Here is a 22,472-nt window from a genome sequence, read left to right on the forward strand (position 1 = left end):
CCAGGGAGATAAAAATGATAAACAAATATTCGCGGGATATGCTGCGCGCCGTTCTCTTGATCCTGGCTGCAACGTTGGCGCAGCCTGCGTTGAGCGCTGAGGAGACCGCACCAACTAAAAGTGATATGGAAGTACTGCGCGACAAAATTTACGCGGATAAGAAGCTTATTGTTTCAGAGAATATGGATCTGACCGAGGAGGAGGCAAGCAAATTCTGGCCGATCTACCAGGCCTACCAGGAGGACCTGCACACGATCAACGAGCGCATGGCCAAGCTGATCAACGAATACGCGCTGTCCTACAACAAAGGCGCGATATTGGACAAAACGGCGCGGCAACTTATCGATCAAGCGATTGATATTGAAATGGATGAAGCCAAGTTGAGGAAATCTTATGTGCCCAAGCTCAGCAAGGTGCTTCCCGGGGCAAAGGTCGCACGTTACATGCAGATCGAGAACAAGATTCGAGCCATCGTACGCTACGAACTCGCTTCTGCAATTCCGCTGGCGTATTGAGCCGGATTACCTGATGGTCTCTCTCCAGGCAGGGTAGATAACGGAATTTTTCAAATAGACGAGGAGGCAGGAAAATGATTTCAAAATCGATCATGTCAGCAGCGGTGCTGGTAGCGCTCGCCAGCGCTCCTGCAGTTGCGCAACAGGTTATTTATCCCGCAAAGGGTCAGTCAGCAGAACAACAGCAGAAGGATGAAGCCGAGTGTTATGCATTCGCCAAGAAGCAGACGGGTTATGACCCGGCGCAGGCTACCCAGTCCGTATCAGCGCCACCGCCGCAACATGAAGGGGAGCGGGCTCGAGGCGCCGCTCGCGGGGCAGCCGGCGGAGCGGTGGTTGGCGCCATTGCCGGCGACGCCGGCAAGGGCGCTGCCATCGGCGCCGCAGGGGGCACCATGGCGGGTGGCCACAGACAACGACGTAAGCAGGAGGATTACCAACAGGCTGCATCACAACAGCAGCAGGCCGCGGCGCAGCAGCAACAGCAATTTCAAAAGGCCTATGCAGCGTGCTTTGAAGGCAAGGGCTACACGGTCAAGTAAATCTGCCACGGCTGGCGTTGTCGGATTGAAGAGCCCTTATCGCCAACCGCGGCATCGTTTGCGAGGGAGATCAGGGAAAAGGTAGGTCATTGATCGTCCCAAAAGGATAGCAGCTGAGTATATTAACTTAACGACATCCAGGACAATAACACCATGGCGTCTCGCGCGTATTATTTCGCCAAGAAAATAATCTGGTTGAGTTCTTTTCTCTTGATCACGACCGTATTGGCCGGTTGTGTCAGCGTAAGTAAAGGCGTGACGCTGGCGCTTTTGGAAAAATCGGAAGAGGTGGATACCCGGCGGTGCGAAGTGTGGGGCAAACCTTTCGAAGGTATTGAACCAAGATTGGCTAAAGAAAAGGGGAAAACCAGAATTCTGATGGTGCACGGCGTCGGCGATCATATTCCAGGGTATGCCACTCAATTTCAGGCGAAATTAGCCAAGGAGATGGGCTTGAACGCCCGTTCGGCGAGCCCGAAAAATATCGAACTGGAGACTCCTCTGTTTCCCGACAAGGAGCTTGGCAATCTGCGCATTTCTCGCTTGGCGAACAGGGAAAATGGCAAGGAAGTGCTGTTTTATGAGCTCACCTGGTCCCCGATTACCCGGAAAGAAAAAGAGCTCCTGGCCTACGATATCTCCGGGGAATACGATTACCGGAGGGCAGCCTTCAACGCCATGCTAAAGAAATTCAGCAACGACGCTATGTCCGACCCACTTATGTATGCAGGAACCAACAGAGAACTTATTCAGGCGGCATTCGGGCAATCATTCTGCTGGATGCTGAAAGAGGATTGGGACGATCTTCCCGCGAGCGGCGGACATGCATGCCTTGAGCTGACGGACGCAGCGGCAGATCGGGTTATCCACGACGATCATATTTTTATCTCCCACAGCCTCGGTAGCCGTATCACTACTGATGGTCTGCAGCGTATTGCCGGAATACTGCCGCGTCAGGAGCAATTCCTACTCGAGAGAGGCGCAAAAAACGTGAAAATGAGCATTTCGCCAAAAATAATCGAGGCATTCCGCCCCAAACGCATACCCATTTTCATGATGTCGAATCAACTCCCGATGTTGCAGTTAGGCCGGGAGCCTCCTGAGGTAGTCGGGCAGGAAGCGGACTATTGCAGACCTGGAGGTCAATACTACAATCAACGTATGGTCAGCGAAACATCCATTATCGCCTTTAGCGATCCCAACGACCTGTTAAGTTTTGGCATCCCCCCGGGGTTTCGTGAGCAATTCCTCGACTCCAGAGTATGTGCAGACGTCACCAATATCAGTATCAATGTGGCCCCAATTATCGAGGCCTTCGGTATGACCGTCGCCCGTCCCGGTTCAGCGCATATCGGTTACGATAAGGATGAACGCGTGGTTGCGCTGATCGCGAAGGGCATCGGAACGCCCCATACATCACCGCTTGTGATGGAAAGGTGTGAATACACACCGACCATCGAGTGAAACAGGGGTAGAAAAAGAAGGTCGAGGAAGGCGCACATTGGCAGCGTAGCCGGATATTTTGGTTAAAGTGAGCCTCGCAGCGAATTCGGAATGGACTTCCTTGCTGCTCCGTTGCAGAGCCAGGATAGTCGCACATGACGAGTATATGGGGTTTCTCGGCTGCCAACACGGGGACCACCATGAACGCGACCGCCAAGAACACGGCAAGTCGGATCGTGCTCGCAAGTTTATTCCTTGCTCCTCCATTACAATCGGTTGAAAACTCGCGGTCCGTGCCGATTAACTATTAACAAAGCGCAAAAAACAGCACACCATGCTCACCCTACCGGCGCCCATTGGGTTAGGACATGATACCCCCCGGGGACGAGATCCACGTACAAGCCTTGGGTGCGCATCACGTCGCCGCTGCGTTCATGCTCATTTGGGGTAAAAATGTCGCATATTCGCCATGTCCTGCCCTTTAGGTCATCCCACGGCAGCAGCACCAAGCGGGCCAGTCTTGCCCGAAATAGCTATCGGAAGCGCGCCAGATTTCCCTGGTTCTTTCTTGTATTGCTGCTGATGCCGTCTGCTATGACGTTAGCGGCTCCGGTCCCCACTGCCAAAGACATCATTACCTTGCTGGCGCTCACGCAGGACCAGGTGGCCAAGCTCGACCGGGGCGAAATCGTTCCACTGAAAATCGGTGAAGCAACTGAAAAAGAACTGGCGATGGGTCTGGCCATTTACCTGCCATCGCCACCGGCGAAACTCGTGGCTTACTTCAAGAGCGGTACACTAGCGTCGATCGACCCGGATACCATAGCTCGGGGCGATGTGCAGCCAGAATCAGATGCAGGTGCCTTCAAAAGGTTTGATTTTAAATTCAAGCAGAGCGATGAAGCCAAAGGTTTATTGAATGCCGCGGCGAGTGACCGGTTTAATTTATCCACTGATGAAATCCAGAGCTTTGCACTCCTTAAAAAAAAGCTCGCCGCCGCTGATAACACCGTTTTGGTTGCGGGCGTGACGCAACATTATCGGGAGATTTTATTGCAGCGCTGGCAAACTTACCGCAAGGACGGTTTGTCAGGAATTGCACCCTACGCGCGACCTGGGCCAGAGGCTAGTCCTGCAAAGGAATTACGCACTGTTACCATTAGCAGCAATTTATTGGCACGCTACTACCCCGATCTGTATCAGGCTTGGCAGAATTATCCCGTCACATTGCCGACTGGCGCCGAGGAGCAATTTTATTGGCTCAACCGGAAAGTGGAAGACCGGCCCACTGCTATTCTCGGCCATCTCGTCCTGCAAACCTCCAATGCTGGTTCGGTGATTCTGGCAAGACACTTCTTTGTCGGGCACTCCTACAACTCCAGCCAGTTGATAGTTGGTTGCCTGCCGTATCGTAATGGGTCCCTCGTATTTTATGCGCATCGAACTTCCACTGATCAGGTCGCCGGAATGGGCAGCAGCTTGAAGCATAGCATCGGCCGCGAGCAGATGAAGGAGCAGATGGTCAAGAACCTGGAGCGGCTGCGCTCCGCAAGTCGATCCTTCTAGGCTAGATATCACGCGTAGGGAACTGCTAGCCGGCGCTGACAGTTTGAGTCTCTGGAAATGTGTTGTGGGCCGAAGCCGCGGAGCCCTTGCAGAGAAAGCCGATCGCGATATCGTGAATATCGTGAGACGGCTCACGGCGCAACATCGTGGTAGTTTGCCCTACGTAACCCTCAGCGTAGCCCCTTCGCCACGAGCGCACGCCTCAGCGCCGCGCGAGCTCACCTACCCCATTGCATCAATGCCGCTAGTCCTTCCCCGCCCGTTGGAGGGATTCCAGCACCCGATCAAGTGAGAAACTCCCTGCCTTCTGTCGCGGCGGGAATTCCTTGAAGGTCGCGAGGAACTGCCCTACCTACTGCTGCCCCGGCACGAGCAGGAACATGTGCTTCCGCTCTCCAGCGCCCGTAATCCATGCCGCTGTCGCCGGTTTCAAAAGGATCTGAGCGAATATTAACGAGCTTGGGAAAGCGAAGGGTCACGAAAGGCTCCTGCCAGGCATCCAAGCCATGCGCGCGCTGTTCCGCGAACACCAGCTTCCACTGGTTGTGGCGGAGCGCCAGCAACGAGCCGTCGTCATTGAAGTAGAAGCACTCCTTGCGCGGACTCGGGGTGTTGCCGGCGTGGGCGTCGGTGATATTGTAGCCGTCGAGATGCACTTCCCACCTTTGTCGAAATGGCGTGCCGCTCAGCCCGTGTTTAACGAGTAGAAGCATTTGGACAGGTTATTTAGTTGCCATAGATCAAGAATTAGCGGGGGCCAACGAGCAGGGCAATTTAGTCTTGGTGAACGCTGAGGTAGCGGGGGCGAAGGTTCTGGCGTTCATTTTTTTGGTGCCCGCCGCGTTTATCATCCGAATCCGATCAGTTACAGCCTGCGCTGCCTGAAGATATCAGGACATCCGCAAAATATGGTCTAAACTGGGATTGCGCGACTCCCGCTGCCGGAGCAAGATTGTCGGGCTGAGGCCCCATCAGATGAGGCAAGTACTGTGACGAGTACGAATCTAACGCGAAGGCGATGGCTGATCGCCATGGGTGCTTTAGGCTTTGGAAAGCCCCTGAATGCCTCGGTCGAAGCCCTCTTAGCCGGATCAGTGAATACCGAGCTTAATCCGCCTGATGCCCGTGGCGCGCTCGAACGACTGAAGAAGGGAAACCGGCGGTTCATGGAGGGTGTATCGCGTCATGCGCACGAAAGCGCTTCCTGGCGCAGCCTGCTGACCAAAACCCAAAAACCTTTCGCCACCGTTCTGGCTTGCAGCGATTCACGCGCGCCGCCCGAACTGATCTTCGACGTGGGGCTCGGCGATCTCTTTACGATCCGCTTGGCGGGCAACATCATTGCCGCAGACGTGATCGGCACCGTTCAATATGGCGTAGCCCATCTGCATACTCCATTGGTGGTCGTCCTGGGGCATGAAGGTTGCGGCGCGGTTGACGCCACTTTGGAGGAGATGCTCCACAAGCCCACGGAACTGAAATACGTAGGGGCGCTGATCCGGTTGATCAAGCCCGGGCTAAAGGAGCTCGATCTGAACATGGACAGGACGGCGCTGCTGAGCGCTGCCGTTGAGGCGAATGTCCGGTGGTCGATGCAGCAACTATCCACAATGCCGGAAGCGGCACGGGCGCTACGGGAAAAACGTGTAAGCCTGGTAGGAGGCGTGTACGAGCTGGCGACAGGGCGAGTTCGCTTCCTTGATGGGGTGAGTTAAAGGGAGGTGCCTCTGCGGTGGGAAGGTATTGCGGTCCACTTTATTGCGTTAATCGGCTTTCTGGGCGTTTTACGCGCTTGAGCATTGGCGCTTGCGCTTGAGATGCCCCTGCTGAAAAGGGGCAAGGCGGGCCGAAAAATGGCGCTTCGTCTCGTTCATGACGAATGGAATGGTTCATGGCTTGCTCCTGTTTTCGCCACGTGCCAAAAACGAAGGGGTCCAAGTTTTACTGATCAGGAAACAAACCTTGCAATAGGTTTTCTTTGGTCTAAAGTAAATGGGTATTCTTCGAGCTTCACATTTGGACGGCATCTGGACAGCCATAGTAGAGGACAAATTTGTCGTAAGGAGCTTTACGAAACGTGCGCTCTTTGAACGGCTCTGGTGGAACGACCAGGTCGTGTTTGACGCCGTTCATGCAGAGTTTTGTTGTACCTCACTAAAAAAAACGGGTCGAGCACAACGACGTTGCCTCTTCAATTATCGAGCTAACTATGAAAGACTTAATCGTACCAACCGCTTATGTTTGGGTCACGCCAGCGTGGGCGTCAGATTCGCCCGTCGATCATACGTGGGTTACCACTTATGATAATCAAATTACACCGTTACCGGACGTCGAAGCGGTCGCCGCGCGAGGGGAGCGTTACTGGTTTTGTTGGGGGAGCTTCCACGCCGGTGGGAACCCGGCTGCCCCACTGCGTTCGGGTGCTGTGGACATTCCATTCGCTGACTGTCTGGTACGGCCAAACGCTGATTCACGCACGGATAGCGCTGCACGAGGAACAATATTCACATACGGTGCTGATGGTGTTTGTCATCAACTTGCCAATCAGGTACTTTGGGCAACAAAGGGCAATACCGGTGTTCCGTTGACAACGGCGGGAGCAAATGGATACAAGGCAAGTGTATTCTTTTACCAGATGTACGGTCGGGAGAAAGAAGCATGGAACGACAAGAAAACGAGTTGCTCTCCAAATGGCGGCGGGGCTGGGGGAGGGGGAGGCAGCAATGAAATGACGGACGATCCTGACGACGATTTCGATAAAGACGCCCGGCGGATTCTTCCGCCGGCCCGTTTTGCAGAACTGAAAGTGCTCCGGGAACAGTTTGGCGCCGAATTGCAGCTGGGCGCAGAGGCGAAAATCGACCTGCTGCCCGGTAAGCAGGCTGCAGCTGAGATAAACGACGCGATAAATATGTACTTGCGCGAGGTCGCCAAATTGCTGAGCAGAAGCGAATTCGAATCATTGTTTGGTTTTCCACCCGAACAACGGATTGAATTGGTAGATCCGAACATGGTGGGTTTAGATCGGGACGTTGAGCGTTAATGACACTTTCCTTGAATGAATTTCCCGACAATGTGATAGACAATTGTTCATGAGTGCCCGCATGCTGCAGGAGCCCTCAACGCCTGCTTATCTCAGCGGCGCTCCGTGCACTAGGGCGCCTGCGTATTGTTCCGAGTACACTATCGATCCTCTGCCAGTTTCCTGTGGTGGCCAATAACATGCCCGAGTTCCCAGCCCGCCGAATCCGGCTGCACAATACACCGCGGCAGTACCGTTGCCTACTGATCCTTCCCTTGAACTTGGCCAGAGCGTTGCCACAGCCGCTTATTCCCTTGTTAGTTTAATGGCCGTCCCAAGCATCGCGGCATTGTACACCGCAAGACGCAGACCGAAGTTCGCGGGATCGGGCCCTGCCTTACCTGATTCGACTCTCATAGCCCCGGTGAAGCGGTTGCTAGCGCCTGCGGCGGATGGCATCTACTGATGCGTAATTGTATACATGAGCAGTTATTTGATCTGCTGCTATACTGAAATCGGTAGAAGTGCAGCCGAGAATGGATAGCACTCTTCCGGACGACCTTAAGAAAACCGAGTCCCGCGTAAATTCGATTTGTTAACCGTAACCCTGATGGAGGTAAAAATGATAAACAAAAATGCGTTTGACATGCTGCGCGCCGTTCTTTTACTCCTGGCTGCAATGGTGGCCATGCCAGCGTTTAGCGCTGGGCACACGGCAGGTTCCAGTGACATGGAAATAGCACGTGAAAAAATAAAAGCGGATAAAAAGTTTGTTGTGGCGAAGAACATGGAGCTGACCGAGGAAGAGGGAAAGAAATTCTGGCCGGTGTACGAGGCCTATCAGGAGGATCTGCAAAAGATCAACCAGCGTATACTCAAGCTGATCAATGAGTATGCCGATGCCTACAATAAAGGCCAGGTCACAGACGCAACGGCACGGAAACTTACCGAGGAAGCGATTGATATCGAACACGACGAAGCGTCGTTAAAGAAGTCTTATGTGCCCAAGCTCAGCAAGGTTCTTCCTGGGGTAAAGGTGGCGCGTTACATTCAGATAGAGAACAAGGTCCGGGCCATTGTACGGTACGAACTTGCTAGCGCGATTCCGTTGGCGTATTGATGCGATAGCCAAACTTCTATCGCAAGATAGATAGCGGAATGTTTCAAGTAGACAAGGCGAAGAGGAAGATGATTTCGAGATCGACAATCTCCGGAGCGGTGCTGGCAGCGCTTGCCAGCGCTCCGGCGGTTGCGCAGCTGGTTATTTATCCCGCGAAGGGTCAGTCGGCAGCGCAACAGCAGAAGGATGAAACCGAGTGTCATGCATTCGCCAAGAAGCAGACGGGCCATGACCCCGCGCAGTCCACCCAGTACGCGGTAGCGCCACCGCCGCAACATGAAGGTGAGCGGGTTCGAGGCGCCGCTCGCGGGGCAGCCGGCGGAGCGATAATTGGTGCCATCGCCGGCGGCGCCGGCACGGGCGCTGCGATTGGCGCCGTTGCGGGAACCATGGTGGGCGGCGCGCGCCAACGGCGGAAACAGGAGGAGTACCAACAGGCTGCATCACAGCACGAGCAGGCCGAGGCACAGAAGCAACAGCAATTTCAGCGTGCCTATGCAGCGTGCTTTGAGGGCAAGGGCTACACCGTCAAGTAAACATCCCCAAACTATCGGTTGCTGTTCTCCGGCGGGGTACACGTAGCGGCTAACAACAGCTGCGGCTCGGAATGAGCCTCAGGCATTAAGCCGTGTCATCCGCCAAAGCGGAGGATATCATCGACCGCCGCTCCAAAGCCGGCAAGTTCGGGCGCGAACAGTTATCGCCGAGGAGCGCTTTAAAGGTAGGGCGCTCTCCGGACAAGCTGGCGGCACAGGGAGAGGCACCATGAGCCGAGCGACCGGATGCCGGATATTAGTAGATAGTGGTTACCCCATCGGATAGAACCCCGGTTCTTACGGCGTTCTGCTTTATGGTTTGCCGAAACTTCCAAACTTGGATCTGGGACGCCGTGGTACATGGATATGGCTAATAGGCGATGTAGCTATCTGGGCGTACTTCTCCATGATCTGATATAATGCCGCCCTTTTGTCGTCCTGGCAAAGGAATTTATCTATGTCCCGTCCCATACGCAATATCGCCATCATCGCGCACGTCGATCACGGCAAGACTACTTTGGTCGACAAGCTGCTGCATCAGGCGGGTTCTTTCGCTGCGCACCAGCACATTGCAGACCGGGTGATGGATTCGAGCGATATCGAGCGCGAGCGCGGTATCACCATCCTTGCCAAGAACTGCGCGGTCGATTACGAAGGTGTACATATCAATATCGTGGATACGCCGGGTCATGCCGACTTCGGCGGCGAAGTCGAGCGTGTCCTGTCCATGGTCGATGGTGTGTTGCTGTTGGTCGATGCAGTCGAGGGACCCATGCCGCAGACACGCTTTGTAACCAAGAAAGCGCTCGCGCTGGGTTTGCGTCCGATCGTCGTGGTCAACAAGATAGACCGTCCCGGGGCGCGGCCGGACTGGGTGGTCAATCATACGTTCGATTTGTTCGACAAGCTGGGCGCAAATGAAGAACAGCTGGACTTTCCCGTCGTCTACGCCTCGGCGCTTAACGGTTATGCCACGACCGATTTGAAGCAAGCCGCGGCTGATATGCGCCCGCTGTTCGATATCATCCTCAGGCATGTTAAAGCGCCCGCGGGCAACGCAGACGAACCGTTGCAGCTTCAGATCAGCGCGCTGGATTACTCCAGCTTCGTCGGGCGCATCGGCATTGGACGCATCAGCCGCGGCCGGCTCAGACCTGCCCAGGATGTCATGGTGATGGCCGGAACAGCCACCCCCAGGAAAGCCAGGGTCAACCAGGTGCTGGGTTTTCGCGGCATCGAACGCGTACAGCTGGAAGAGGCGCAGGCGGGTGACATTGTGTTGATCAACGGCATTGAAGAGCTCTGCATTGGCGCAACGCTCGCTGATATCAACCAGCCTGAAGCGCTACCGATGCCTGCTGTGGACGAGCCCACGCTTACGATGAATTTTCAGGTGAATACGTCCCCCTTTGCTGGCAAGGAAGGCAAATTCGTTACCAGCCGGCAATTGCGGGAACGCCTCGAAAAGGAGCTTCTGACCAATGTTGCGATGAAACTGGAAGAAACCGGGGACACCGATTCATTCCTCGTCTCGGGCCGGGGCGAACTTCATCTTACGATTTTGCTGGAAAGCATGCGCCGGGAAGGCTATGAGCTTGCCGTGTCGCGTCCGCATGTGGTGCTACGGGAGATCGACGGGGTTAAATGCGAACCCTTCGAAATGCTGACGGTGGACGTCGAAGAAGCTCATCAGGGCGCGGTAATGGAAGCACTGGGAGCCCGTCGCGGCGATCTCCAGGATATGGTCTCGGACGAACGCGGGCGGGTGCGGCTGGACTATCGTATTCCTGCGCGCGGACTGATCGGTTTCCAGTCCGACTTCATGACCATGACCCGGGGTACCGGCCTCATGAGTCACGTATTCGATGAGTATGCGCCGGTTCGCCCGGAAATTGCGGCGCGCCGCAACGGGGTGCTCATCTCCGCCGAGCAAGGGGAGGCCGTCGCCTACGCGCTTTGGAAACTGCAGGAGCGCGGACGCATGTTCGTCAGCCCGGGCGACCGCCTGTACGAGGGGATGGTAATCGGCATTCACAGCCGGGACAACGATCTGGTGGTCAATCCCATAAAAGGGAAACAATTGACGAATATACGCGCATCCGGAACCGACGAGGCCGTGACCCTGACGCCCCCAATTCAGCTCACCCTGGAATCTGCCATCGAGTTCATCGCTGACGATGAGTTGGTGGAAATTACCCCAAAAACCATCCGCATCCGCAAGCGTTTTCTGCAGGATCATGAACGCAAGAAAGCTTCCCGCGCTGCTGCATAGCACGGCCGAACGGACAGGTGCCTGCCACGCCGTTCAGCCTGGCGTGCGGCATGGGGGCCATTTTCTTGGTCAGCTGATCCGCCGCGGCAATTAAGCGCAAGTCTGGTCGGCGTGAACGAAAAAATCCTCTGGTATGTGGCCGACCCCATGTGCTCCTGGTGCTGGGGGTTCATGCCCGTGATCGAGCGCGTGCGGAATGATTATGATCAGCGTTTGAAGGTGGAGCTACTGCTTGGGGGGCTGCGGCCAGGCACCGAGCATCCACTGCCAGCAGCCCAGCGACAACAGATCATCGGTCATTGGCACGCCGTGCATCGCCTGACTGGACAGCCGTTTCGATTCGAGCGCGCAATGCCCGATGGGTTCATTTACGACACCGAGCCCGCCAGTCGCGCAGTGGTTGCCGTTTCGAAGCTCAGTCCGGATGCGACCTTCGCTTTTTTTCGCGCAATTCAATCCGCCTTCTACGTTGAGCAGAGAAACGTCACCCAAGCCTCGGTGCTATCCGAACTGGCCGTCCACGTGGGGCTTGAGGCACAGGCCTTTCTGGACGCATTTGAATCCCAAGTGGCGCGGGATATTACGCAAAGTCATTTTCAAAAGGCGCGTCAGTTGGGCGTGCATGGTTTTCCCACGTTGATAGGGCAGCAGGGGGATTCCTATGCGCGGATTTCCAGCGGCTACTGCTCTTTCGAGGAATTAAATCCAAAAATCTGGCAGTGGTCGGATGCGTAGCACCAGTTAGACGCAAACTCGCCGTTAATATAATCATTAAGAACCCATCTTTCTCAGCTGAACCATGCATGATTTCCGCTTGAGGCTGTTCGCGTTGGCTATTGCTTTCTCCATGTATTTTGTTTCCGCGCCTGTTTCTGCTGATCCGGGCGGCAATCATAAAGCAGGCAAGAATGGGCATTACAAGGGGGAGAAACGGAACAAGGGCAAAGGCGCGGGGAGCCCGAGAAACGGCTATCCCATGCGGGGATTTGACGAGCGCCAACGGCTTGCCGTGCATAATTATTTTACACCTCGCTTCCAGAGCGGACATTGCCCACCGGGATTGGCAAAAAAGCATAATGGCTGCATGCCGCCAGGGCAGGCAAAATGGAGAGTAGGATACCCATTGCCGCAAGGCATGATCTATCATCCGCTGCCGCCCCACCTGATCAGTCAACTTGGGGTTCCAGGACCTGGCTATCGTTACGTGCGGGTGGCGGCGGATGTGTTGCTGATCGCAGCCGGCACGGGACTGGTTATTGACGCGATTCAAGACCTGAATGCAATGTGACCCATGATACGTTCCATAGCACGTTACATTGGGCCTATCTTGCCCGGCCTGCCGGCTGTTAATACGCGGGGCTCCATTACCGCTCCGGCATGCTTGTCTCATTGATGAGCTGAACCCCGCGATTCATATCGCTTTGGCGGGGTTTTTGTTTGCCCTCCGCTTCATCGTTTTCCTGTTTCTTTCCTTTTTAAAATACTGGAGTTGATACTGCCTCGGTGCTGTAATTCGGTTGCGTCAGCTCAGCGAGGAAGCAGCTTACTTGCTTACTTGATGCGATTTCCCGCCTCCACCCCAGGGCTTTTCGGGTTGCTCCATTCATGCGCTGAATATTTCAAAAACTTGTACTTCAGTCCAATGTTCACCGCTGGCGTATTGGGGGAAGATGAGTTCTATCGGGGAGAGTTTTGGGATTCCCGAGAGTGAAGGGAAAACCGGGAAAGCACTCGTATACAGGATTAAAGGAAACCGATTGAGCACGGTAGTTTCCCGGAAAACCGATTCGATAGGTTCTTTTATATTTTCTATTAAATAGGCTGAGGCTAACTATGGAATCGAATCGAATTTATGGCGGATACAGATCAGTTGCTGGTGCCCTGGTCGGGCTGGGACTGATGGCCGCGACTTTGCCGGCCTCCGCGCTCCTTATTGACATCAATACCTATGTAACGGGCAGTCTGGTGTCTGGTACCGCCTCTATGGGTCAGCTCACCCTGACGCAGAATGGCGCCCACGTCGATTTCAGCTTCAGCAATTCGGTCAATAACCTTCAGAGCGGCATTGGTGATGACGCATTTATATCGAAACTGCTTTTCTCTTATGCTGGAGCTTCAGCTCTGACGAATGCTTCGTTCGTGAATTTTGGAGGCACGCAGCTCGTTACGGCTAACGATTTTGATCTAAACCCTCCCGGGAACGATGCCGGCTACGACTTTTATATTGGGTTGGATTTCCCAACCAAATCCTCGGCGCGCTTTGTAGATGGCGAGTCCAGTTCTTGGACAATCAGGAATGTTTTGTTAGATGACTTTTTGAACCCCGTGACCGGCAGCGGCACGGCTTCCGTCGCCATGGTTCACGTCCAGCAGGTTGGCGCCGGGCCTGGCGGGGAGAGTTCACTGAAATACGTCGCGTCGGACGGGGAGGTGCCTCCGCAGGAAATCCCCTCCAATCCGATCCCGGAACCAGGCTCGCTGGCGCTTACGATGCTGGGACTACTCGGATTGGCAGGGCTGCGCATGAGGAAACACACCAGGAAAAATAATGCTAGGGCAATACCGCTCCATTAAATCGGTCAAATGTTGTTATTGGAGGAGCCGTATTGCTTATCCAAGCTTATCCATGATCCTCGACTGGCACTATAGACCGGTTCCACTCGAAAACCCGAAGCGTTCCAGCAATGCGCGGAAGGAATCACTGGCAATGACGAACGCGATCAGATACGAGGTTAAGCTTAGAAGAACAATCGTTCCGACAGAGCGCCACGGGCTCAAGGTGGAATAACGCCTCCATGTAGTTAAAAAACCTGCATCCTCCGTTGCTTCCCGGCCCTTGTACAAGTTCAATTCGACAAGAATGCTGTGCCGGGCCCTGCGCAGCGCGTCACGAACCCCCGTTCGATACGTGGCATCGATCAATTCAAGCCGTTTGGCCTGACTATCAGTAAAAGGCTCCTGCTCAGGCGTGTTCCTGGCGGCCTCTCGGAAAAAAGATTGCATTCGATCCTCATAGCGGTCCTCCGCCAGCATGGAGCCAACCAGCGTCTCGATTTCGGCTAGCTGTTCTTTTCTGGGTCTGGGATGCGAGGCCGCGGCTGCCGGTTTCAAAATGCTGCGTATTTTCTGAATAAACTCGTATTCTTTTCGAGTAATCAGCCTCAACCAGATTGCCTCCACTGCCTGAGGAGAAGGCATATGGGGTTTCTGACCGGAGCGTGCGTCACCGAATAGCTTTTCCAGCTCGATTTTGGCAGCGCTTTCGCATTCAGCGTCAATTGCCTCAAGCCCGGTTTTGAAAATATCGCTCATTATGCTTGCGGAAGCAGTCACTCGTAATTGAAGTGTAACGTAATTTAAAAGAGCCGTGCATGAGTAACTTCCGCTGGCGGCCGTTGCGCTATCCATGGGGGTGACAGGGATTATCAGCGGAGCCTGCCGATGTGGTTGTCAATCTATCGGGCGCATTACGCTGGATGCTATCCGACCGCAGCGTCAAATCGGTATCGCAGCAAAGGCATCCAGATCTTCTACGGCAGCGGTTACGCGGCGAATGAGCTCGTGATTGCTCTCCGGTTCGATCATCCCGCCCACTGCCAGCGAGACAATCATGGCTTCGAACGGATAGGCGAGATGCGCCCGGTATCGCTGCCACAGACTGCTCGGTTCAATTCCGGTAACTCCGTGTGCAGCGAGTGCCTGCGCATAAGTCGTCAAAAAAAGAGCTTCGTGCATCCGCCGCACTTCGGGTTGCAGTGCCGTGGCGAGGAAATAAGAGACATCCGCGATCCCCTCCCCAAAGCGAACCAATTGCCAGTCGAGAAGGCCCGGCTGAGACTGGCGCCAGAATATATTCCCTGCGTGACAATCGTGATGCACCAGGGTTTGCGGCGCATTTGCAAGAAAACGCATGGCTCCGCGACGATGCCGGGCATAGCGGACGGCCCATCTTCGTACGGCGCCAGGCACGAGCTTTCCAGCCAGTCTCAGCCCCCGCTGCATCAGTGGTACAGCCAGGGCCGTGCCCAGATGATCTTCCAGCCGGCGGACTGGACCGGCCAGCCATCGATAGGTTTCCCCGAGCGCCACCTTATCCGAAAAAAAGGCATGAAAACGGGCGAGCTGCTCGATGACGAGCATTGCTTGCGCCGGAGTCAGGGCGTCGCCCGGCTTTCCCGTGGTCGCACCGGTTTCCGTCACATCCGCCAGAACCAGAGTTGTGCCTCTTCCAAGCTTGCTCTCTGCCGCCAGAAATCCGGGCACTGCAAGCGGTATCGCAGGAGCCGTTTCTCTGTAGAAACGTACCTCGGTATGCAGCAGGCCCGGTAAAGCCGTAATGACCCGAGCGCGCCAGTTGAGGGAGGGCAATTTCACAAACCACCGCCGCGGCATCGCGGCCGGCCCATCATGTTCTATTGCCAGGCGTACTCGCGTCGTTGTGCCGATATCGACAGAGACGGTGGCGACATTCGACACGATTACCCCGGGGCAATTGTTTCCGACCACTCGTTGCGCCCAGTCTATGGTTAGGTCGCTCGGTCGGTGTGCAAGGATGTCATGCTTCATTGTCGGGGGGAATTCCTGCAGCTACCCCGACAATTCTCCAGCATGGCGTGCCTTTTCCGGGATGTGCTGAAGGCGGAATGATATACAGGGACGCTTTTGAATTAATTTCGGTATGTAAACATTTGGCATAAAAAAGGGAGCCAAGGCTCCCTTTTTTATCGATGGGGTCGACGTTATTTGGTGTCCGTCGATAACTTCCAGTCGGGAATATAATGCGTTTTCTTATCCCAGTCTTTCCAGATGAAGTCGGGTTCGATAATCGGTTTGGTAGGAATGATAAATGTTACCAGGTCGACCGCACCCGTCAATGTGCGTCCAATCCCGTGTACAATACCCGTCAGCGTTCCGACGGTAAGGCCATAACCCAGGCCCCTCTCATGCGTTTCTATAATCACATTCTTAGGAATTTCCCCAAGTCCCGTTACCGTGTTCGCAAGACCGTGCGCGAGCTTGTCACCTACGCCCTCGACGTAATCGTGGGCCATGGCGGCTTGCGGCGAAATGAATAAAAGTGCAGATAGTATCAGCAGTGATTTCAGCATGTTTTTCATCGATACCTCCCTAGTGATTGATAAATTAAAGCCGGTCTAATACTAGCATACCGTTGAGGATATGGGTACGGCATTTAAAAAATTGACGGTTTCGGCAATAAAACGTTGTGCGGGTGCCGGTTTACGGGTGCTGACCGCCGGGGACGGTCGCTGCAGCGCATTCGAGCCATACCCGGCTCGAATAATTATGCTAGGCTTCGGCATGCTTGTCGCGGCCGCGCTATCTACCGAGCAGATGCCCCTTCAATTCGTAAAAAAATAACAGCTACGTGAGTTCGTTAAGCAAACCTACGGATAGGACGGGCCTCCTGTCGCTTCGCTTTGCCCCGGACCCCCCCGCGGCGGGCCCGTCCGGCGCGGGGGGTCCGAACGCCATCCGGTTTTCCGTGGTGGTGGCCGCGCTTAATGATGCGGCGGGCATCGATCTGCTCATGGAGAGTTTATCTGCTTCCAATATTCCGGCGGAAAGCTTTGAGGTCATCGTCGTAAACGATAGCTCAAGCGAGCAGGTGGCGGGAAGGGTGCGCGCTTGGGAAAATCGGGCGAACATACGCCTGGTGGAGCCGGAGGAAAAGCTTGATTGCGCGCGTTCCGTGCTGGCCGGCACAGCCCTGGCTTGCGGAGAAGTGGTCGTGGTAATGGGTGGTGATTTCAGTCATCCGCTTGATCGGCTTCCAGCGTTGATAGAGTCGGTGTTGAACGGGAGCCATGACGTTGCGATTGCCAGCCGCTACGCCCACCCGCCCGGTACCGGCAGCCTGGGCAATTTGCTTGCGTGGCCGCTACGCCATGGATATGACGCAGCATCAGAATTTTTTGTATTCCGGCGTGACTTGGCGCGTCTGATAACCGCGTGCCCTGACGGGGGCAGGATTCTGCCTGAGCTGCTGATGGCGGGTGGGGGAAAACTCAGGGTGGTGGAAGTGCCCACCCGCCTCGGCGACGAAAACGATGCGCCATTACGGGCGGGAATCAAACAGCAAGCGGGAGACCTGCAACGCCTGATGACGCTTACAGGCAGCACAGTTGCGCCCGGTGCCGGCAGCCGCTTGGCGGCGGTCGCGCTGTTGGGTGCCATAATCGACGCGGTACTGTTTCTTTCGCTCACGGGTCAGGGAGCGGGGCTGGCCATGGCCCATATCCTCAGCTTTCTTCCCGCTGTAGCGGTCAGCTATTTTCTGTATTCGAAATCGTCACGTCGGACTCAGCAAAACGACGGCCGCATGCGCTCGCCGCAAATCGGGCGCTTTGTGCTCGTCAGCATGCTCGCGTTGTCGATGCGTGGCGGTGTGTTGGCCCTGCTGGTTAATGCCTGGCACATCCCGGCGTTCATAGCGATTTTTCCGGCCATCGTCGCCGCTGCTGTCATCCTTTACCTCGGCTCCGGCTTCTATGTGTTTTCGGCCGGGTCGGCTTTCAGTTTTCCTGATGTGCGCTGGTGGGTAGCCTCTTTCGGAATCGTCGCGTTTGCGGTGCTATTGCGTCTGATCTACATAGGCGCGGCGCAGCTGATTCCCGACGAAGCCTACTATTGGAACTATGCGCAGCATATGGATCTGAGTTTTTTCGATCACCCGCCGATGGTTGCTTGGCTCATCTGGCTGGGTACGGGACTCTTTGGCGACAATGAGTTCGGCGTGCGCGTCGGGGCTGTCATATGCGGGCTGATCGCGATGGGCTATCTGTATGCGCTAGCTCATAATCTGTACGATAAGTCGACCGCGATGCGCGCCGTTCTACTGCTCGCGGTACTGCCTTTCGGTTGTGTCACCGGGGCTCTTATGACCCCCGATGCGCCATTGATGGCAACGTGGGCGGCCACCTTGTATTACATGGAACGGGCATTGATAGCCGATCGCCGCTGGGCATGGCTGGGCATGGGCATTGCATTTGGACTGGGTATTCTGTCCAAATATACGCTGGGCCTGATGGGTGTGGCGGCGTTGGTATTTGTGGTGCTTGATCCGGAGTCCCGCCGCTGGCTTCGCCGGCCGCACGCATATCTCGCCGCCGCGCTTGCGCTATTGCTGTTTTCCCCGGTCATCATCTGGAATATGGAAAACGGCTGGGCATCGATTTTATTCCAATCCGAGCGAGCTACGGGGATCGGGAATCAATTTTCGCTGCACCTGCTTTTTTTCCACATGCTGCTGATGTTGACGCCAGTGGGTCTTCTGGCCGCTGCCCTTGCTCTATGGCCAGGACGGGACCAACGCCCCAGCCCCTACGCAAACAGGCGGCAGCTATTCGTGCGGGTATTTACAGTTGTGCCATTGGCGGTGTTCTTTGGTCTTAGCCTTGTTGGTGCGCCGAAGTTCCACTGGACCGCTCCCGTATGGCTTGCTGTGTTGCCCACGATCGCGTGGATGATGGGTTCGGCGGGGAACTGGCGCAATATTACACGTCGGGTAGCGGCGGCGTGGAAGCCGACTATCGTGGTTTGTCTGTTTGTCTATGCAATCGCGCTGCACTATGTCACGCTCGGCATCCCTGGCGTTCCCTACAAGGGATTCGCCGAACACTACTTCTGGCATGAAACAGTTCCTGAAATCGAGAAGCTGGCAGCGGAGATTCAGCATCAGACTGGGCAAAAACCTATTGTCGTCGGCATGAGCAAATGGTCGGTCTCCGCCGCGTTGTCCTTTTACGGCAACAAGGCGGAGCCCATGGAGATACGCGCGCGCAACATGTTCCATCAAAGCGCGGCGGCGTACGATTTCTGGTATCCATCCCAGTCGCCGACCACGCGGCCCATCCTTCTGGTGGGCATGAAGCCCCACCAGTTGGAACATGATATTCATGGCGTTGACAATATCACGCCATCCCTTGTCCGCCCTGGTCCGACGCAGGAGCTGGTCATTTACCGGGACAAGCGGCCCCTGCGGCGCGTTTATTACCGGGTGGCGTATGGTTACAATCCGGTCTAATGAGACATCGGAGCGCGGCCAGTTAACGGATCACGCGTCGAACGCAAGCTGTAGCAAAACCCACTCAAGCTCTGCACAGTCCAGGAGGGGTGCGGCCGGATTCTTCCAATTTCCCGGCCGTGCTTCCAGAGGACTGAACAGAGCTTCTCCAAGCTGTGTCGGGGATCACCTCGCATGTTTGCAGAGGAATCAGCTCAGGGTCCGGCTGCTGGACTCTTCCTTTAATCTTTTCGTACTCCTGCGCTTATTCAGCCGACGTGACGTTGATCTTCTTCGGCTGAACCGCCTCCCGTTTGGGAATGACAATTTCAAGCACCCCGTGGTTGGACTTTGCCGATATCGCGTCGGGATTCGCGGTGTCGGGCAAGCTGAAGCGACGATAAAACGAGCCATAGGTTCGTTCGACCCGCTTATAGCCTTCCCTTTCGGTTTTGGCCTCGGTTTTCTTTTCCCCCTTGATTGTCAAAACTCCGTCTTCCATGCTGATGTCGATTTCTTCGGGTTTCACGCCGGGAAGGTCGGCCTGCAATACGAATTTATCAGCTTCTTCCTTGATATCGACGGCGGGGGCCCACTCGGCAGTGGCCGTCGATCCGTCGCCATTCGTGCCCTCGCGGGCTCTGTCCAGTTCTTTGTGCAATTGATGCAGCAAGCTCCAGGGCTCATAACGTGTAATGGGCATACTCCCTCCATGATTAACGGTTGAAAAATAATTGATTTGCATCATCTCTCAATATAGTGCCATTTGAATTTTTTTCAACTGAACCTGGTAATCAACATGAGCCGGTCTCGATGGAGGCTAGAGGGTGGGGACGGAAGAATGCGCGCAGGGTTTTGAGCGTGCGGGGAATAAACCGGTGTTTGCCTCGCTCAACTATTTGGGATCAATCTGAAGCGCGACTACAAGGGAACATTGAACAGATTCCTTATGTCGCAGTTAGTGGCGTACGCAATACGACCGGCGTACTGGCGCGGCTGCGCAGGAGCGTGTGGCTCGATGGGGCGCAATCGGCCGTGACAGGGTTTGAGCGAAAGTGGCGCCGTTATGCCAAAAAAACCTTTGGCCAATGCTTGGGAGGGGTCAGAGGCACATTGCGTATTTGCAAGATGGGGTGCCCGGACGGCGAGGACGCAAATGGCCGATCCTTTTGACAAGGGTGTACAAAGAGACCACTTGTGTACATGCCTATTTTGCCGGCAACGGGCTCCGCGGAGGATTTATTCGACATTCCCTAACGGCAAATCTCCGCTGCTCATTCCAATACCTCCAATTTCTTTTACCGCTTTAACAAAATCAGTGTTTTCGTGCAGCTCAACGATGGACTCGGGGTGGGGGTGTCCATGCATGCGAGCGAGGCGAACCAGGCTGATGGCGGGAATATCCCAGCGCAACTCGGCCAGCAGCGTGTCGGCGGCGTCCGGATTGTTGCAGATCAACACCATATCGCACCCGGCATGCAACGCGCTTTCCGCGCGCTGCAGCACGGTGCCCGCAAACGCTGCGCCTTCCATATTCAGGTCGTCACTGAAAATACATCCCTCAAACTCCAGCTCGCCCCGCAGTATCTTCTTCAGCCAGACCTCGGAAAATCCAGCAGGGCGTGAATCCACCTTTGGGTAAATCACATGCGCCGGCATAATGCCGATCATCCCGAGATCGATCATTTTGCGGAACGGGACCATGTCATTCATTTCGATGTCCGCATAGGCGCGTTGATCTACGGGCAGTTCAAGATGAGAATCCGCCTGGATGCAGCCGTGTCCGGGGAAATGCTTGCCCACTGCATTCATGCCACCCGATTTCAACCCGGACATCAGACTATGCGCCAGATCTGCTATCGCTTCCGGTTCACGGTGAATCGCGCGGTCTCCGATGACGCAGCTCGTGCCGTAGTCCATATCGAGGACGGGAGTGAAGCTGAAATCAACCCCCGCGGCCCGCAATTCGGCTGCCAGGACATACCCCATCTGCCTTGCGAGATGGCGCGCCTGGCGCGGATGCTCATCCCAGATTCTTCCCAGCTCCCGCATCGGCGGCAAGCGGGTGAACTCGGTACGAAAACGCTGGACTCTGCCGCCTTCATGATCGACGGCAATGAGCAACGGAGGGTTCCGGAGTGCGTGAATCTCGGCGGTCAGTTGCGTAAGCTGAGCAAGGGACGAGTAATTGCGGGCGAAGAGGATTACCCCGCCAACCGTCGGATGCAGAAGTTTTGTCTTATCGGCAGCAGTGAGCCTAGTGCCGCCGATATCAAGCATGAGAGGGCCGAGCGTCATGGGCTTATTTTTCTAGTATGACAAACGCGCAGGCGAGGTTCAACTCGTCGCTGATGGAGAGATGGTGGCTGGTTATGCCTTCATTTTTGACCAGCGAGCTCAATTCGGGATGAAAGGTAAAATAGGGTTTCCCCAGGGGGTCGTGCGTGATGCCGATATTATTCAAGCTCACGGGATAGCGCATACCGGTCCCGATTGCCTTGGAAAGAGCTTCCTTCGCGGCGAAGCGTTTGGCGAGAAACATCGCTGGCTGCATACTCTTCACATATTCCGGCCATTCGTCGTCGGCGAGCAGCCGTTTGGCAAAACGCTCGCCGTACTTCTCGAGCAGCCGCGCAATGCGTGAGGGTTCAACCAAGTCGGTGCCGATTCCATAAATCATTTGCAGGCTTCCAGCATCAGGGTTTTCATTTCCCGTACCGCCTGCTCGAAGCCGACAAACAAAGCGTGGGCCACGATGGCATGGCCGATATTGAGTTCGGATATGCCGGGGATAGCCGCAATCGCCCGAACGTTCTGATAATGTAAGCCGTGTCCCGCATTGACCGCCAGGCCCCGGGCCAGCCCTGCGCTGACAGAGGCGCGGACACGCTCCAGCTCATTCTCCTGTTGAGCGACAGTTCGCGCATCGGCGTAGTGGCCGGTATGAATTTCGATAGCCGGCGCGCCGGCGTGCGCCGCCGCCTCGATCTGTGCTCGATCGGCATCGATAAACAGCGATACCCGAATCCCGGCCTCAGCCAGTTTCCGGCAGGCGCGCTGCACTTGGTCGAAGTAGCGCAGCACATCAAGGCCCCCTTCGGTTGTCAGTTCTTCACGCCGTTCAGGTACCAGGCAAACGTCGTGCGGTTGGATCCGAAGCGCGAAATCTGTCATTTCTTCGGTGACCGCGCTTTCGAGATTCATGCGGGTCTTTATCAAACCGCGGAGGGTTTCAACATCACTGTCCTGTATGTGGCGGCGGTCTTCACGCAAGTGCAGCGTAATCGCATCCGCCCCGGCCGATTCCGCGACCAGTGCCGCCTCTACCGGGTCGGGGTAACGCGTACGCCGCGCTTGCCGTAGCGTCGCGACGTGATCAATATTTACGCCAAGTTTTATCATGTCTCATTATTCATTGTGATTGGCCCGCGCA

General features: G+C 55.4%; 22 protein-coding genes. 14 read left to right on the plus strand and 8 right to left on the minus strand.

Annotation, left to right across the window (positions count from 1 at the left end):
* Positions 1-14: 14 nt before the first annotated feature.
* The 4 genes from BM022_RS05970 (at position 15) to BM022_RS05985 (ending at position 4,066) form a co-directional block, all read left to right on the plus strand.
* Positions 15-515 (plus strand): hypothetical protein, encoded by a 501-nt coding sequence (locus BM022_RS05970; protein WP_091137700.1) that lies wholly within the window; start codon positions 15-17, stop codon positions 513-515.
* 74 nt (positions 516-589) lie between these two features.
* Entirely contained in the window at positions 590-1,057 is a 468-nt protein-coding gene (locus BM022_RS05975; protein WP_091137702.1) for a glycine zipper family protein, read from the plus strand.
* Between the two features lie 153 nt (positions 1,058-1,210).
* The gene (locus BM022_RS05980) at positions 1,211-2,521 is read left to right on the plus strand and encodes a hypothetical protein (protein ID WP_091137704.1); all 1,311 of its coding nucleotides are present in this window, start codon (positions 1,211-1,213) and stop codon (positions 2,519-2,521) included.
* Between the two features lie 432 nt (positions 2,522-2,953).
* On the plus strand, positions 2,954-4,066 hold the full coding sequence (locus BM022_RS05985; RefSeq protein ID WP_091137706.1) for a hypothetical protein: 1,113 nt from the start codon (positions 2,954-2,956) through the stop codon (positions 4,064-4,066).
* 284 nt (positions 4,067-4,350) lie between these two features.
* On the opposite strand, the gene BM022_RS05990 is transcribed toward BM022_RS05985, so the two are convergent.
* Positions 4,351-4,779 carry an alkaline phosphatase family protein gene (locus tag BM022_RS05990; RefSeq protein WP_091137707.1) on the minus strand — a complete coding sequence of 143 codons (429 nt, stop codon included), beginning with the start codon at positions 4,777-4,779 and terminating at the stop codon, positions 4,351-4,353.
* A gap of 276 nt (positions 4,780-5,055) precedes the next feature.
* Between BM022_RS05990 and BM022_RS05995 the strand changes: the two genes are divergently transcribed.
* The 9 genes from BM022_RS05995 (at position 5,056) to BM022_RS06030 (ending at position 13,590) form a co-directional block, all read left to right on the plus strand.
* A complete protein-coding gene (locus BM022_RS05995; protein WP_143079539.1) occupies positions 5,056-5,781 on the plus strand; it encodes a carbonic anhydrase in 726 nt (241 codons plus the stop codon).
* Between the two features lie 494 nt (positions 5,782-6,275).
* The gene (locus BM022_RS06000) at positions 6,276-7,109 is read left to right on the plus strand and encodes a hypothetical protein (protein ID WP_091137710.1); all 834 of its coding nucleotides are present in this window, start codon (positions 6,276-6,278) and stop codon (positions 7,107-7,109) included.
* A gap of 601 nt (positions 7,110-7,710) precedes the next feature.
* Positions 7,711-8,208, plus strand: a complete 498-nt coding sequence (locus tag BM022_RS06005; protein WP_091137712.1) for a hypothetical protein — start codon at positions 7,711-7,713, stop codon at positions 8,206-8,208.
* 68 nt (positions 8,209-8,276) lie between these two features.
* Positions 8,277-8,744, plus strand: coding sequence for a YMGG-like glycine zipper-containing protein (locus BM022_RS06010; protein WP_091137713.1), 468 nt, complete (start codon positions 8,277-8,279; stop codon positions 8,742-8,744).
* Between the two features lie 92 nt (positions 8,745-8,836).
* Positions 8,837-8,977 carry a hypothetical protein gene (locus tag BM022_RS15450; RefSeq protein WP_177191640.1) on the plus strand — a complete coding sequence of 47 codons (141 nt, stop codon included), beginning with the start codon at positions 8,837-8,839 and terminating at the stop codon, positions 8,975-8,977.
* A 224-nt stretch (positions 8,978-9,201) separates the two neighbouring features.
* Positions 9,202-11,016, plus strand: coding sequence for a translational GTPase TypA (gene typA / locus BM022_RS06015; protein WP_091137715.1), 1,815 nt, complete (start codon positions 9,202-9,204; stop codon positions 11,014-11,016).
* A 111-nt stretch (positions 11,017-11,127) separates the two neighbouring features.
* Positions 11,128-11,751 carry a DsbA family protein gene (locus tag BM022_RS06020; RefSeq protein WP_091137717.1) on the plus strand — a complete coding sequence of 208 codons (624 nt, stop codon included), beginning with the start codon at positions 11,128-11,130 and terminating at the stop codon, positions 11,749-11,751.
* Positions 11,752-11,815: 64 nt separating this feature from the next.
* Complete coding sequence (locus tag BM022_RS06025; protein WP_091137718.1) at positions 11,816-12,304, plus strand: hypothetical protein; 489 nt, start codon at positions 11,816-11,818, stop codon at positions 12,302-12,304.
* A gap of 545 nt (positions 12,305-12,849) precedes the next feature.
* On the plus strand, positions 12,850-13,590 hold the full coding sequence (locus BM022_RS06030; RefSeq protein WP_091137720.1) for a PEP-CTERM sorting domain-containing protein: 741 nt from the start codon (positions 12,850-12,852) through the stop codon (positions 13,588-13,590).
* A 69-nt stretch (positions 13,591-13,659) separates the two neighbouring features.
* Here BM022_RS06030 and BM022_RS06035 read toward each other — a convergent pair whose 3' ends face one another.
* From BM022_RS06035 to BM022_RS06045, 3 genes are all read right to left on the minus strand, one after another.
* Positions 13,660-14,328 carry a hypothetical protein gene (locus BM022_RS06035; protein ID WP_091137722.1) on the minus strand — a complete coding sequence of 223 codons (669 nt, stop codon included), beginning with the start codon at positions 14,326-14,328 and terminating at the stop codon, positions 13,660-13,662.
* A gap of 183 nt (positions 14,329-14,511) precedes the next feature.
* The gene (locus tag BM022_RS06040) at positions 14,512-15,582 is read right to left on the minus strand and encodes a phosphotransferase (RefSeq protein WP_091137723.1); all 1,071 of its coding nucleotides are present in this window, start codon (positions 15,580-15,582) and stop codon (positions 14,512-14,514) included.
* Positions 15,583-15,755: 173 nt separating this feature from the next.
* Complete coding sequence (locus BM022_RS06045; RefSeq protein ID WP_091137725.1) at positions 15,756-16,133, minus strand: exosortase system-associated protein, TIGR04073 family; 378 nt, start codon at positions 16,131-16,133, stop codon at positions 15,756-15,758.
* A gap of 269 nt (positions 16,134-16,402) precedes the next feature.
* Here BM022_RS06045 and BM022_RS06055 point away from each other — a divergent pair, with 269 nt between their 5' ends.
* The gene (locus BM022_RS06055; RefSeq protein ID WP_371264299.1) at positions 16,403-19,060 is read left to right on the plus strand and encodes a glycosyltransferase family 39 protein; all 2,658 of its coding nucleotides are present in this window, start codon (positions 16,403-16,405) and stop codon (positions 19,058-19,060) included.
* Positions 19,061-19,304: 244 nt separating this feature from the next.
* Here the strand turns inward: BM022_RS06055 and BM022_RS06060 are convergent, their stop codons facing one another.
* From BM022_RS06060 to pdxJ, 4 genes are all read right to left on the minus strand, one after another.
* Positions 19,305-19,742, minus strand: a complete 438-nt coding sequence (locus BM022_RS06060; protein WP_091137730.1) for an Hsp20/alpha crystallin family protein — start codon at positions 19,740-19,742, stop codon at positions 19,305-19,307.
* Positions 19,743-20,278: 536 nt separating this feature from the next.
* A complete protein-coding gene (nagZ, locus tag BM022_RS06065; RefSeq protein ID WP_091137732.1) occupies positions 20,279-21,337 on the minus strand; it encodes a beta-N-acetylhexosaminidase in 1,059 nt (352 codons plus the stop codon).
* 4 nt (positions 21,338-21,341) lie between these two features.
* Positions 21,342-21,719, minus strand: coding sequence for a holo-ACP synthase (gene acpS / locus BM022_RS06070; RefSeq protein WP_091137733.1), 378 nt, complete (start codon positions 21,717-21,719; stop codon positions 21,342-21,344).
* The gene (gene pdxJ, locus BM022_RS06075) at positions 21,716-22,441 is read right to left on the minus strand and encodes a pyridoxine 5'-phosphate synthase (RefSeq protein ID WP_091137735.1); all 726 of its coding nucleotides are present in this window, start codon (positions 22,439-22,441) and stop codon (positions 21,716-21,718) included. The genes acpS and pdxJ overlap by 4 nt, the downstream gene beginning before the upstream one ends.
* Between the last annotated feature and the right edge of the window lie 31 nt (positions 22,442-22,472).

The sequence above is a fragment of the Nitrosospira sp. Nsp14 genome (assembly GCF_900113575.1).
Classification (GTDB): domain Bacteria; phylum Pseudomonadota; class Gammaproteobacteria; order Burkholderiales; family Nitrosomonadaceae; genus Nitrosospira.

Bases quoted from the DNA above. Each gene is read 5' to 3' on its own strand.
- BM022_RS05970 (WP_091137700.1), top strand. From the start codon at position 15: ATGATAAACAAATATTCGCGGGATATGCTGCGCGCCGTTCTCTTGATC.
- BM022_RS05975 (WP_091137702.1), top strand. From the start codon at position 590: ATGATTTCAAAATCGATCATGTCAGCAGCGGTGCTGGTAGCGCTCGCC.
- BM022_RS05980 (WP_091137704.1), top strand. From the start codon at position 1,211: ATGGCGTCTCGCGCGTATTATTTCGCCAAGAAAATAATCTGGTTGAGT.
- BM022_RS05985 (WP_091137706.1), top strand. From the start codon at position 2,954: ATGTCGCATATTCGCCATGTCCTGCCCTTTAGGTCATCCCACGGCAGC.
- BM022_RS05990 (WP_091137707.1), bottom strand. From the start codon at position 4,779: ATGCTTCTACTCGTTAAACACGGGCTGAGCGGCACGCCATTTCGACAA.
- BM022_RS06000 (WP_091137710.1), top strand. From the start codon at position 6,276: ATGAAAGACTTAATCGTACCAACCGCTTATGTTTGGGTCACGCCAGCG.
- BM022_RS06005 (WP_091137712.1), top strand. From the start codon at position 7,711: ATGATAAACAAAAATGCGTTTGACATGCTGCGCGCCGTTCTTTTACTC.
- BM022_RS06010 (WP_091137713.1), top strand. From the start codon at position 8,277: ATGATTTCGAGATCGACAATCTCCGGAGCGGTGCTGGCAGCGCTTGCC.
- typA (WP_091137715.1), top strand. From the start codon at position 9,202: ATGTCCCGTCCCATACGCAATATCGCCATCATCGCGCACGTCGATCAC.
- BM022_RS06025 (WP_091137718.1), top strand. From the start codon at position 11,816: ATGCATGATTTCCGCTTGAGGCTGTTCGCGTTGGCTATTGCTTTCTCC.
- BM022_RS06030 (WP_091137720.1), top strand. From the start codon at position 12,850: ATGGAATCGAATCGAATTTATGGCGGATACAGATCAGTTGCTGGTGCC.
- BM022_RS06035 (WP_091137722.1), bottom strand. From the start codon at position 14,328: ATGAGCGATATTTTCAAAACCGGGCTTGAGGCAATTGACGCTGAATGC.
- BM022_RS06040 (WP_091137723.1), bottom strand. From the start codon at position 15,582: ATGAAGCATGACATCCTTGCACACCGACCGAGCGACCTAACCATAGAC.
- BM022_RS06045 (WP_091137725.1), bottom strand. From the start codon at position 16,133: ATGAAAAACATGCTGAAATCACTGCTGATACTATCTGCACTTTTATTC.
- BM022_RS06060 (WP_091137730.1), bottom strand. From the start codon at position 19,742: ATGCCCATTACACGTTATGAGCCCTGGAGCTTGCTGCATCAATTGCAC.
- nagZ (WP_091137732.1), bottom strand. From the start codon at position 21,337: ATGACGCTCGGCCCTCTCATGCTTGATATCGGCGGCACTAGGCTCACT.
- acpS (WP_091137733.1), bottom strand. From the start codon at position 21,719: ATGATTTATGGAATCGGCACCGACTTGGTTGAACCCTCACGCATTGCG.
- pdxJ (WP_091137735.1), bottom strand. From the start codon at position 22,441: ATGATAAAACTTGGCGTAAATATTGATCACGTCGCGACGCTACGGCAA.